Below are 12,681 nucleotides of genomic sequence, written 5' to 3'. Positions count from 1 at the left end.
AGAGCTAGAGAGCTAGAGAATTTTGGAGGGTTGGCGTTTTGCGTCAACCCTTTTTGTTTCAATAAATTAAGCTGTCATCCTCAAGAACGAAGAATGAGTGAGTTGGGGATCTCTTAAAGCGAGTCTAAAACTTATGGAGATTCCCTACTCCTTCCTTCGTCAGTCTAGGGAATGACGAAGTATGACGTCAATCTTCTCTCAAAGGACAAAGTCCAGTCTCGACTCTCGGAACGCAGTGTTCTCGTAGGGCGAAGCCCGATCCAGTTTTCCATAGGACGAAGTCCGCTCCCGCTTCACGCTCTCCAAAAACAAAAAAGGCACCCGAAGGTGCCTTTTGTCATTTCTTAGCTAGCGATTACTCGTCTGCAGCCTTATTCTTCTGAAGAAAAGCCTGCGTTTAGTAGTGCTGCAAGGTTGTCAGTCGCTTGTTCAGCTGAAGGACCTTCTTGCTCTTCTACACGCTTAGCTTGACGATCTTGGTGGTAAGCGAAACCTGTACCTGCTGGGATTAGACGACCAACAATTACGTTTTCTTTCAGACCACGTAGCTCATCACGCTTACCAGAAACCGCAGCTTCTGTTAGTACGCGAGTTGTTTCCTGGAACGATGCCGCAGAGATGAACGATTCGGTCGCTAGAGATGCCTTAGTAATACCAAGTAGCTCACGCTCGAAACGAACTAGCTCTTTGCCTTCAGCTTCTAGCTGACGGTTAGCAATCTTAACGTTCGCGTATTCAACCTGCTCACCCACTAGGAACTCTGTAGAGTCACCAGCGTGCGTGATTGTACACTTACGTAGCATCTGACGAACGATAGTTTCGATGTGCTTATCGTTAATCTTAACGCCTTGTAGACGGTATACTTCTTGAACTTCGTTCGCGATGTATTGAGTCACAGCGTGGATACCACGTAGACGTAGAATGTCATGTGGAGACTCTGGACCATCTGCGATCACGTCACCACGTTCAACTTTCTCGCCTTCGAATACGTTAAGCTGACGATGCTTAGGAATCATCTCTTCGTATGCGTCGCCGCCTTCACGAGTGATGACTAGACGACGCTTACCTTTCGTTTCTTTACCGAAGCTTACAGTACCTGTGTGCTCAGCAAGAATCGCAGGCTCTTTCGGCTTACGAGCTTCGAATAGGTCAGCTACGCGTGGTAGACCACCAGTGATATCTTTGTTACCGCCAGATTTCTGAGGGATACGAGATAGAGTATCACCCACGCCTACTTCAGCGCCGTCTTCGATGTTTACAATCGCTTTACCAGGTAGGAAGTAGTGAGCTGGCATTTCAGTACCAGGGATCATTACGTCGTTACCTGCCGCATCAACAAGTTTGATAGCTGGACGCATATCTTTACCTGCTGCTGGGCGAGCTGCTGCTTCAGTTACTTCGCTTGAAGATAGACCTGTTAGATCATCTGTTTGACGAGAAACTGTCACGCCATCGATCATGTCCACAAACTGGATGCGACCTGCCACTTCAGTGATGATTGGCATAGTGTGCGCTTCCCAGTTCGCTACTGTTTCACCAGCTTCAACTGCGTCGTTGTCGCCTTTAGATAGTAGAGAACCGTAAGGTAGTTTGTGTTTCTCTTTAGTACGACCAAATTCGTCAATGATAGTCAGCTCTGAAGCACGAGAAGTGATTACAAGCTTCTTATCTTTGTTGATAACGAATTTAGCGTTGTGTAGCTTAACTGTACCAGTCGTCTTAGCTTGGATGCTGTTCTCTGCTGCTGCAGTAGATGCCGCACCACCGATGTGGAACGTACGCATCGTAAGCTGTGTACCCGGCTCACCGATAGACTGAGCAGCGATAACGCCAACTGCTTCACCTTGGTTCACTAGGTGACCACGTGCTAGGTCACGACCGTAACACTGAGCACAACAACCGAAGTCTGCATCACAGGTAACTACAGAGCGCACTTTCATGCGGTCAACTGAGTTCTCTTCCATGATCTGACACCACTTCTCATCAATTAGAGTGTTACGTGGGATCAGTACATCTTCAGTACCTGGCTTCAGTACGTCTTCTGCAACTACACGACCAAGAGCCAGCTCAGAAAGTGCAACTTTAACGTCACCACCTTCGATGTGCGGCATCATGTCAACACCTTCATGGGTGCCACAGTCATGCTCGTGTACAACAACGTCTTGAGCAACGTCTACTAGACGACGAGTTAGGTAACCCGAGTTCGCTGTTTTCAATGCTGTATCCGCAAGACCCTTACGAGCACCGTGCGTTGAGATAAAGTACTGAAGTACGTTTAGACCTTCTTTAAAGTTCGCAGTGATCGGCGTTTCGATGATTGAACCATCTGGACGGGCCATCAGACCACGCATACCTGCAAGCTGACGAATCTGAGCAGCAGAACCACGTGCGCCCGAGTCGGCCATCATGTAGATGCTATTGAACGATTCTTGCTGCTCTTCTTCACCGTCGCGGTTAACAACAGCTTCAGAAGAGAGGTTTTCCATCATCAACTTCGCTACGCGATCGTTGGTCGATGCCCAAATATCGATCACTTTATTGTAGCGCTCGCCCGCTGTTACAAGACCGGATTGGTACTGTTCTTGGATTTCGCGAACTTCTGCTTCCGCTTCTTCGATCTCAGTGTACTTAGCTGCTGGAACAACCATGTCGTCGATACCAACAGATACACCAGAAAGTGCCGCGTAAGCGAAACCTGTGTACATGATTTGGTCAGCGAAGATGACAGTGTCTTTTAGACCTAGCTTACGGTAAGCCTCGTTAAGTAGGTGAGAGATTTGCTTCTTACCCAGCTTTTGGTTAACGATGCTGTACGGAAGGCCATCAGGCACGATTTGCCATAGCATTGCACGACCGATAGTGGTATCAACCAGCTTAGTCTCAGTTGTGCTGTTGCCATCTTCGTCTTTTACAGTCTCAGTGATACGAACTTTAACGCGAGCATGCAGCTCTGCAGACTTAGTACGATATGCTTTCTCAGCTTCAGCTGGGCTAGCAAGGTACATACCTTCGCCTTTCACGTTGATCTTGTCACGAGTCATGTAGTAAAGACCCAATACAACGTCCTGAGAAGGTACGATGATCGGATCACCTGACGCTGGCGACAGAATGTTGTTTGTCGACATCATCAGAGTACGAGCTTCAAGCTGTGCTTCTAGAGTTAGAGGCACGTGAACCGCCATTTGGTCACCATCGAAGTCCGCGTTGTACGCCGCACACACTAGTGGGTGCAGCTGAATCGCTTTACCTTCGATTAGTACTGGTTCGAACGCCTGGATACCTAGACGGTGAAGTGTAGGTGCACGGTTCAATAGTACTGGGTGTTCACGGATGACTTCGTCCAGGATATCCCAAACGATCGCTTCTTCGCGCTCTACCATCTTCTTAGCAGCTTTGATTGTAGTCGCAAGACCACGAGTCTCTAGCTTGCTGTAGATGAATGGTTTGAATAGCTCAAGTGCCATCTTCTTAGGAAGACCACACTGGTGCAGACGAAGGTATGGACCTACTGTGATTACAGAACGGCCAGAGTAGTCTACACGCTTACCTAGAAGGTTCTGACGGAAACGACCTTGTTTACCCTTGATCATATCAGCAAGAGATTTCAGAGGACGCTTATTCGAACCCGTGATCGCACGACCGCGACGACCGTTATCTAGAAGTGCATCAACAGACTCTTGCAGCATACGTTTTTCGTTACGTACGATGATGTCCGGAGCAGCTAGCTCTAGTAGACGCTTCAAACGGTTGTTACGGTTGATTACGCGACGGTATAGGTCGTTCAGATCAGAAGTCGCAAAGCGACCGCCATCTAGTGGTACTAGAGGACGTAGATCTGGCGGAAGTACCGGAAGCACAGTCAGGATCATCCACTCTGGGTTGTTACCAGATTGAACAAACGCTTCAACTAGCTTCAGACGCTTAGTGATCTTCTTACGCTTAGTCTCTGAGTTAGTAGACTGAAGCTCTTCACGCATCTCTTCGATTTCAGCAGGCAGATCCATAGACGCAAGTAGGTCTTTGATCGCTTCTGCACCCATCTTAGCCGTGAATTCATCACCCCACTCTTCTAGACGATCCAGATACTCTTCTTCAGTAAGCATCTGAGATTTTTCTAGATCAGTCATACCTGGTTCAGTTACTACGTACATTTCGAAGTAAAGAACACGTTCGATATCACGTAGAGGGATATCCATGAGTAGACCGATACGAGACGGTAGCGATTTTAGGAACCAGATGTGAGCAACTGGTGATGCAAGCTCGATGTGGCCCATACGGTCACGACGAACTTTAGTTTGTGTAACTTCAACGCCACACTTCTCACAGATTACGCCACGGTGTTTCAGACGCTTGTACTTGCCACAAAGACATTCGTAGTCTTTTACTGGACCAAAGATACGCGCACAGAACAGACCATCACGTTCAGGCTTGAACGTACGATAGTTGATCGTTTCAGGTTTTTTAACTTCACCGAAAGACCATGAACGGATCATGTCTGGTGAAGATAGACCGATTTTGATTGCATCAAATTCTTCGGTCTTATGCTGCGCTTTTAGAAAGTTTAATAAGTCTTTCACAATCAGCTCCTGTAAGGAGTTAAAAGGAGCTCACCCGCAAAAGTGAGCACCTTCTACCAAATAATCGCTTTTCTCAATTAAGAAAGAAGGGATTACTCTTCGTCTTCTAGCTCGATGTTGATACCTAGCGAGCGAATCTCTTTCAACAGTACGTTGAACGACTCTGGCATGCCAGGTTCCATGCTGTGGTTGCCATCTACGATGTTCTTGTACATCTTAGTACGGCCGTTAACGTCATCCGACTTAACTGTTAGCATTTCTTGAAGCGTGTAAGCAGCACCGTATGCTTCCAGTGCCCATACTTCCATCTCACCGAAACGCTGACCACCGAACTGAGCTTTACCACCAAGTGGTTGCTGAGTTACTAGGCTGTACGAACCAGTTGAACGAGCGTGCATCTTGTCATCAACAAGGTGGTTCAGTTTCAGCATGTACATGTAACCAACAGTTACAGGACGCTCAAACGCATCACCTGTGCGACCATCAAACAGCGTTAGCTGACCAGATTCTGGTAGGTCACCTAGTTTCAATAGCTCTTTGATTGACTGCTCAGAAGCACCGTCAAATACTGGAGTCGCGATCGGTAGACCACCACGTAGGTTCTTGATCAGCGTGCGAACTTCGTCATCAGATAGAGACGCAACGTCTACTTTCTGACGAGTATCACCAAGGTCGTAAACTTTCTGTAGGAAGTCACGGAACTTAGCTAGCTCTTGCTGCTCTTTCACCATCTGGTTGATCTTGTCACCGATACCTTTCGCTGCCAGACCTAAGTGTACTTCTAGGATCTGACCGATGTTCATACGCGAAGGTACACCCAGTGGGTTAAGTACGATGTCAACCGGCTGACCTTTCTCATCGTAAGGCATGTCTTCAACAGGGTTGATCTTAGAGATTACACCCTTGTTACCGTGACGACCCGCCATCTTATCACCAGGCTGGATACGACGTTTAACCGCTAGGTAAACCTTAACGATCTTCAGTACGCCAGGTGCTAGATCATCACCTTGTGTGATCTTACGACGCTTAGTTTCAAACTTCTTATCGAAGTCTGCACGTAGCTCGTCGTACTGCTCTGCTAGTTGCTCTAGCTGAGTCTGTTGAGCATCGTCTTCAAGCGTTAGTTCTAGCCACTTCTTACGATCGATTGCATCTAGTTTAGCTTCAGTGTAACCACCGTCGATTAGTACAGCTTTAACACGGTTTAGAAGGCCACCCTCAAGAATCTGGAATTCTTCAGTAAGGTCTTTCTTCGCTTCTTTAAGCTGCATCTGTTCGATTTCAAGTGCACGTTTGTCTTTTTCAACACCGTCACGAGTAAATACTTGAACGTCGATGATAGTACCTGAAACTGAGTTTGGTACGCGTAGAGACGTGTCTTTAACGTCTGACGCTTTCTCACCGAAGATAGCACGTAGTAGCTTCTCTTCAGGAGTTAGCTGAGTTTCACCTTTAGGCGTTACTTTACCTACAAGGATGTCACCGCCTTTCACTTCCGCACCGATGTAAACGATACCTGACTCGTCTAGTTTAGACAGAGCAGACTCACCTACGTTTGGAATATCAGCTGTGATTTCTTCAGCACCAAGCTTAGTATCACGCGCCACACAAGATAGCTCTTGAATGTGGATCGTAGTGAAACGGTCTTCTTGAACTACGCGCTCAGATACTAAGATCGAGTCTTCGAAGTTGTAGCCGTTCCAAGGCATGAATGCGATACGCATGTTCTGACCAAGTGCTAGCTCACCAAGGTCTGTTGAAGGACCATCAGCAAGAACGTCACCACGTGCAACTGGTTCACCCGGCATCACACATGGACGCTGGTTGATACACGTATTTTGGTTAGAACGAGTGTATTTAGTTAGGTTGTAGATATCGATACCTGCTTCACCAGGGATCAGCTCGTCTTCGTTAACTTTAACAACGATACGAGAAGCATCTACAGACTGGATTACACCACCACGTTTCGCTACCGCTGTAACACCAGAGTCAACTGCGATGTTACGCTCGATACCAGTACCAACTAGAGGCTTGTCAGCCTTAAGTGTTGGAACTGCCTGACGTTGCATGTTCGCACCCATCAATGCACGGTTCGCATCATCGTGTTCTAGGAACGGGATAAGCGATGCAGCGATAGATACAACCTGGTTAGTTGCAACGTCCATGTAGTCAACATGTTCGCGTGGGTGTAGGCCAGATTCACCTTTCTGACGAGCTGTGATTAGCTCTTCAGAGAATGTGCCTTGTTCAGAAAGTACCGTGTTCGCCTGAGCGATAACGTACTGACCTTCCTGAATAGCAGATAGGTAATCGACTTCGTCTGTTACTACGCCATCTACTACGCGACGGTATGGTGTCTCTAGGAAACCGTACTCGTTACAACGCGCAAACGCAGATAGAGAGTTGATCAGACCGATGTTTGGACCTTCAGGTGTTTCGATCGGACATAGACGACCGTAGTGAGTTACGTGTACGTCACGTACTTCGAAACCAGCGCGTTCACGAGTAAGACCACCAGGACCCAATGCAGAAATACGACGCTTGTGCGTTACTTCTGATAGTGGGTTGTTTTGGTCCATAAACTGTGAAAGCTGTGAAGAGCCAAAGAATTCTTTAACCGCAGCAGAGATAGGCTTAGCGTTGATTAGGTCTTGAGGCATGATTGCATCAAGATCACCAAGGCTTAGACGCTCTTTAACAGCACGTTCAACACGTACTAGACCAACGCGGAATTGGTTTTCTGCCATTTCACCAACTGAACGGATACGACGGTTACCTAGGTGGTCGATATCGTCCACTTCACCGATGCCGTTACGGATAGCGATAAGCTTCTTCATCACTTCAACGATATCAGTTTCGTCAAGTGTACCTTGCTCTTGAGCATCTTCACGTTCGATAGAGCTGTTGAACTTCATACGACCAACAGTCGATAGATCGTAACGCTCTTCTGAGAAGAATAGGCTTTCGAATAGTGCTTCAGCAGCTTCTTTCGTTGGTGGCTCACCAGGGCGCATCATGCGGTAGATTTCTACCAATGCAGAAATACGATCAACCGTGCTGTCGATGCGTAGTGTGTCTGACATGAATGGACCGTGGTCTAGGTCGTTCGTAAATAGAACTTCTAGAGCTTTATGGCCTGCCTGAGATAGGTTAGCTAGCGCTTCAAGACTGATTTCTTGGTTAGCTGCAACGATGATCTCGCCAGTCGCTTCGTTGATGTAGTCTTTCGAAGACACTTTGCCTACGATGTACTCTACTGGTACTTCGATATGCTCAACGCCATCTTTTTCAAGCTGACGGATATGGCGTGCCGTTACACGACGACCTGTTTCAACGTAAGTCTTGCCGTTTGCTTCGATATCGAATGACGCAGTTTCACCACGTAGACGATCAGGAACCAACTCCATAAGTAGAGTTTGATCTTTAACCTCGAAGTTCACCTTCTCAAAGAAGATGTCCAGGATCTCTTCTGTCGTCTTACCTAGTGCGCGAAGAATGATAGATGCTGGTAGCTTACGACGGCGGTCAATACGTACGTATAGGTTATCCTTAGGATCAAACTCGAAATCAAGCCATGAACCACGGTAAGGAATGATACGTGCGTTATATAGAACTTTACCTGAAGAGTGGGTCTTACCTTTATCGCTGTCGAAGAATACACCTGGGCTTCTGTGCAGCTGGGATACGATAACCCTCTCGGTACCATTGATAACGAAGGTACCATTGTCTGTCATAAGCGGAATTTCGCCCATGTAGACTTCTTGTTCTTTAATGTCTTTTACAGTACCTGCTGGCGCGTCTTTATCAAAGATAACTAGGCGTAGTTTTACGCGAAGTGGTTTTGAGTAAGTTACGCCGCGAATTTGACATTCTTTAACGTCAAAAACTGGCTCACCAAGACGGTAGCTAACGTATTGCAGCTCGGAATTGCCGTTGTAGCTCTGAATTGGAAATACAGAACGGAAAGCAGCTTCAAGACCGTATTGACCTTCAGGATCCTGTTCGATGAATTTTTCGAACGAATCGAGCTGGATCGATAGCAGGTATGGAATGTCCAACACTTGTGGACGAGTACCAAAGTCCTTACGGATGCGCTTTTTCTCGGTATAAGAGTAAACCATGGGGTTCCTCAGCTCGCTGATAAGTGACCCAAACTGTCTCCAATCGTTATGAGACAGTGACTAACACCTGTTTGATTGTAGTGACATTTCATTAAGAACTAATGAAATGTTTTTTGCTAGGAACCTGGGTGCTCAAACAGCGGAAAAATCACCCAACCCCTACAGCGCAAAAAGGCCGGTGGTTATAAAACCACCAGCCATTAGCCGTTAGGCTAAGAAACTATGCAATAATTACTTAACAGTAACACTTGCACCAGCTTCTTCTAGCTGAGCTTTAAGAGCTTCAGCTTCATCTTTCTCGATGCCTTCTTTTAGAGGTGCAGGTGCGCCGTCTACTAGAGCTTTAGCTTCTTTAAGACCTAGGCCAGTTGCGCCACGTACTGCTTTGATTACAGCAACTTTGTTACCGCCAGCAGATTCTAGGATTACGTCGAATTCAGTTTGCTCAGCAGCAGCTTCGCCACCAGCAGCGCCGCCAGCTACAACAGCAGCAGCAGCAGAAACACCGAATTTCTCTTCCATTGCTTCGATTAGTTCAACAACTTGCATTACAGACATTTCTGCAACTGCGTCTAGGATTTGCTCGTTAGTAATAGACATAACAATTCTCTTTTAAAATCAACAATAAGTTTAATTAGCAACCAGTAAAAAGCAAGGCTTACGCCGCAGCTTCTTCTTTTTGATCGCGTAGTGCAGCGATAGTGCGAACCAGCTTGCCAGCAGAAGCTTCTTTCATGCACATCATTAGGCGTGCAATAGCTTCGTCGTAAGTTGGTAGTGTCGCTAGTACTTCAGCGTCAGTTAGCGCGCCTTCAAATGCAGCAGCTTTGATCTCGAAGTCAGTGTTCTCTTTAGCGAAGTCTTTGAAAAGACGCGCTGCAGCACCTGGGTGCTCGTTAGAGAATGCGATTAGAGTAGGACCAGTGAAAGTGTCTGTTAGACACTCGTAGTCAGTACCTTCAACCGCACGACGCATAAGTGTGTTACGAACAACTCGTACATAAACACCCGCTTCACGAGCTTGTTTACGTAGAGAAGTCATCGCGCCCACTTCAACGCCACGAGAGTCAGCTACAACTGCAGAAAGTGCACCACTGGCAGCTTCGTTGACTTCAGCAACAATTGCTTTTTTGTCTTGAAGGTTTAAAGCCATCTTGGATTTACTCCTGGTTGTCGTTACACCACTCACTATCATCACGACAGTGAGAGTTATTGAGGTGCTTCCCAGAAGAAAGGTAACTATTTACATAGAGCTTTCTGTCAGTTCGGGCACCATCTACGTAGGATAATTAAGTCATCATTTGTTAAACAAACTCAGACACCTACGGTCTTGGACGGAGACTGGGTATTAATTCTTACAGAACCAAAGTTCAGCCCCAACCACAAATATTAGGCGCGAAATTATACACAAATTTCACGCCCAAGCAAATATATTAGCTTGCTAGAGTGTTCAGGCTAGCCTGATCAACAGCAACACCAGCACCCATAGTAGTAGAGATGCTTACTTTCTGCAGGAATGTACCCTTAGCAGAAGACGGCTTAGCTTTCTTCAGAGCCACTAGAAGTGCTTCTAGGTTCTCTTTGATCTGCTCAGCAGAGAAGTTTGCTTTACCGATAGTAGTGTGGATGATGCCGTTCTTGTCGTTACGGTAACGAACCTGACCAGCTTTAGCATTTTTAACAGCTTCAGCAACGTTAGGAGTTACAGTACCAACTTTAGGGTTTGGCATTAGACCGCGAGGACCTAGGATAGTACCTAGTTGACCTACAACGCGCATTGCATCTGGAGAAGCAACAACTACGTCGAAGTTCATTTCGCCTTTCTTAACTTGCTCAGCAAGATCTTCCATACCAACGATGTCTGCGCCAGCTTCTTTAGCTGCTTCAGCGTTTGCACCTTGAGTGAACACTGCAACGCGGATTTCGCGGCCAGTACCGTGAGGTAGTACAGTTGCACCACGTACGTTCTGGTCAGATTTACGAGCATCGATGCCTAGGTTAACAGCAACGTCTACAGACTCAACGAATTTAGCAGTCGCTAGTTCTTGAAGAAGAGCTACAGCTTCGTTGATTTCGTATTCTTTAGTTACGTCAACTTTTTCGCGGATAACGCGCATGCGCTTAGTTAGTTTAGCCATCTTATTAACCCTCTACCACTAGGCCCATTGAACGAGCAGTACCAGCGATTGAACGCTTCATTGCTTCGATGTCAGCACCAGTCATATCAGCAGCTTTAGTTTCTGCGATTTCTTGGATTTGAGCGTCAGTTACTGTACCCACTTTTTCAGTGTTTGGACGACCTGAACCAGACTTAACGCCAGCCGCTTTCTTAAGAAGAACTGCAGCAGGTGGAGTCTTAGTGATGAACGTGAAAGAACGGTCGTTGTATACAGTGATAACAACAGGAGTCGGTAGACCTTTCTCGATAGATTCTGTTTTCGCGTTAAACGCTTTACAGAATTCCATGATGTTTACACCGTGTTGACCTAGAGCAGGACCAACTGGTGGACTTGGGTTTGCCATACCAGCAGCAACTTGCAGCTTGATGTAAGCTTCAACTTTCTTAGCCATGATTATTCCTAATTTTGGGTACTAACGCTAACCAACTGATCAGCTCCCCGTTGATATAAATACTTTTCATTCTGGATTAAAACTTGCGTTTCATCCAAAATAATAAGGCGCGAAATTATAGTCATAATTCGCGCCTTGCACAACCCTTAAAAGGTGATTTTTTATACTCTTTAAATCAGAGTATTAGTCCAGTTTTTCAACCTGACCAAATTCAAGCTCAACTGGTGTTGCTCGACCAAAGATCGATACAGACACTTTCATGCGGCTCTTCTCATAATCCACTTCTTCAACTGTACCGTTGAAGTCAGCAAATGGACCGTCAGTAACACGCACCACTTCGCCCGCTTCGTACATAGTACGTGGACGAGGAGACTCACTCGCTTTCTCAAGACGGTTGAGGATAGCATCAGCTTCTTTATCAGTGATAGGAGCTGGACGGTCAGAGGTACCACCAATGAAGCCCATGACACGCGGCACACTACGTACTAAGTGCCATGATTCATCGTTCATAATCATTTGAACGAGGACGTAACCTGGGAAGAACTTACGCTCAGACTTTCGACGTTGGCCTGCACGCATTTCCACTACTTCTTCAGTAGGGACGAGAACTTCACCAAATAGCTCTTCCATGCCATGCATTTTGATATGCTCGCGAAGAGACTGCGCTACACGGCCTTCAAATCCAGAGAAGGCTTGCACTACATACCAACGTTTTTTGGGAGCTTCACTCATGAATTAAAACCCTCTATACCCCAGTCACAAAGTTGACAAGACGAACCATAATGCCGTCGATGCCCCAAAGTGCTAGAGCCATTACTATACTTACAGCTAAAACGATCAAAGTAGTTTGCATAGTTTCTTGGCGTGTTGGCCAAACCACTTTGCGAACTTCCATACGAGATTCTTTAGCGAACTCAATCGCAGCTTTACCTTTTGTTGTTGTAGCAGCAGCACCAAGTGCCGCAGCAATCAGTACAACAACACCTGCAGCGCGAATCACTACAGACATTTCACCATACAGGTAATTACCCACAACAGCGGCAACTAGCAGAACAAAAGTGACAATCCACTTGAAGAAATCTGCGCCATTTGAGCTTTCAGGAGTTTCAGCATTATTTGCTTTCATAAAACCAAACCTGTCACAAGTCTTACATACAGACAACAACCCCGCTGTTGCAGGGCAAATCCATGAAACGACAACCTTAACTCGATTGACGTACTCTTTCTAAATGACCAAGAAGCAACCTCTCGGACAAAGAATTCTGCTTACTATTTGTTTGGACGATAAAATGAACAAACATTAAATTTAGTGCAGAAAAAGGGCATCAAATGATGCCCTTTTTGCTACTGGTTCGTCAAATCTTATTCAAAGATTTTTCAGAAGTCTTCAGCAATTCCTAAGAATTAGTCGA

At 46.3% G+C, this 12,681-nt stretch carries 8 protein-coding genes; all 8 read right to left on the bottom strand.

The features are described from left to right. Nucleotides 1–371 precede the first annotated feature (371 nt). Nucleotides 372–4,577: a DNA-directed RNA polymerase subunit beta' gene (gene rpoC, locus TW84_RS09590; protein WP_045975437.1), complete on the bottom strand. Its 4,206-nt coding sequence runs from the start codon at nucleotides 4,575–4,577 to the stop codon at nucleotides 372–374. A 92-nt stretch (nucleotides 4,578–4,669) separates the two neighbouring features. After that, a complete protein-coding gene (gene rpoB / locus TW84_RS09585) occupies nucleotides 4,670–8,698 on the bottom strand; it encodes a DNA-directed RNA polymerase subunit beta (RefSeq protein ID WP_045975436.1) in 4,029 nt (1,342 codons plus the stop codon). Nucleotides 8,699–8,929: 231 nt separating this feature from the next. After that, nucleotides 8,930–9,298, bottom strand: coding sequence for a 50S ribosomal protein L7/L12 (gene rplL / locus TW84_RS09580; RefSeq protein ID WP_006957113.1), 369 nt, complete (start codon nucleotides 9,296–9,298; stop codon nucleotides 8,930–8,932). A gap of 58 nt (nucleotides 9,299–9,356) precedes the next feature. Beyond that, nucleotides 9,357–9,851, bottom strand: coding sequence for a 50S ribosomal protein L10 (rplJ, locus tag TW84_RS09575; RefSeq protein WP_045975435.1), 495 nt, complete (start codon nucleotides 9,849–9,851; stop codon nucleotides 9,357–9,359). A gap of 280 nt (nucleotides 9,852–10,131) precedes the next feature. After that, nucleotides 10,132–10,836, bottom strand: coding sequence for a 50S ribosomal protein L1 (rplA, locus tag TW84_RS09570; RefSeq protein ID WP_045975434.1), 705 nt, complete (start codon nucleotides 10,834–10,836; stop codon nucleotides 10,132–10,134). 4 nt (nucleotides 10,837–10,840) lie between these two features. Next, complete coding sequence (gene rplK / locus TW84_RS09565) at nucleotides 10,841–11,269, bottom strand: 50S ribosomal protein L11 (protein WP_006957115.1); 429 nt, start codon at nucleotides 11,267–11,269, stop codon at nucleotides 10,841–10,843. 183 nt (nucleotides 11,270–11,452) lie between these two features. Further along, nucleotides 11,453–12,001 carry a transcription termination/antitermination protein NusG gene (gene nusG / locus TW84_RS09560; protein WP_045975433.1) on the bottom strand — a complete coding sequence of 183 codons (549 nt, stop codon included), beginning with the start codon at nucleotides 11,999–12,001 and terminating at the stop codon, nucleotides 11,453–11,455. Nucleotides 12,002–12,014: 13 nt separating this feature from the next. After that, nucleotides 12,015–12,395 (bottom strand): preprotein translocase subunit SecE, encoded by a 381-nt coding sequence (secE, locus tag TW84_RS09555; protein WP_045975432.1) that lies wholly within the window; start codon nucleotides 12,393–12,395, stop codon nucleotides 12,015–12,017. Nucleotides 12,396–12,681 lie beyond the last annotated feature (286 nt).

Origin of the sequence: Vibrio neptunius, from assembly GCF_000967495.1 — a bacterium.
Taxonomy (GTDB): domain Bacteria; phylum Pseudomonadota; class Gammaproteobacteria; order Enterobacterales; family Vibrionaceae; genus Vibrio; species Vibrio neptunius.
This window is presented reverse-complemented; position numbering and strand designations above follow the sequence as displayed.

Bases quoted from the DNA above. Each gene is read 5' to 3' on its own strand.
- rplA (WP_045975434.1), bottom strand. From the start codon at position 10,836: ATGGCTAAACTAACTAAGCGCATGCGCGTTATCCGCGAAAAAGTTGAC.
- nusG (WP_045975433.1), bottom strand. From the start codon at position 12,001: ATGAGTGAAGCTCCCAAAAAACGTTGGTATGTAGTGCAAGCCTTCTCT.
- rplL (WP_006957113.1), bottom strand. From the start codon at position 9,298: ATGTCTATTACTAACGAGCAAATCCTAGACGCAGTTGCAGAAATGTCT.
- rplJ (WP_045975435.1), bottom strand. From the start codon at position 9,851: ATGGCTTTAAACCTTCAAGACAAAAAAGCAATTGTTGCTGAAGTCAAC.
- rpoB (WP_045975436.1), bottom strand. From the start codon at position 8,698: ATGGTTTACTCTTATACCGAGAAAAAGCGCATCCGTAAGGACTTTGGT.
- rplK (WP_006957115.1), bottom strand. From the start codon at position 11,269: ATGGCTAAGAAAGTTGAAGCTTACATCAAGCTGCAAGTTGCTGCTGGT.
- secE (WP_045975432.1), bottom strand. From the start codon at position 12,395: ATGAAAGCAAATAATGCTGAAACTCCTGAAAGCTCAAATGGCGCAGAT.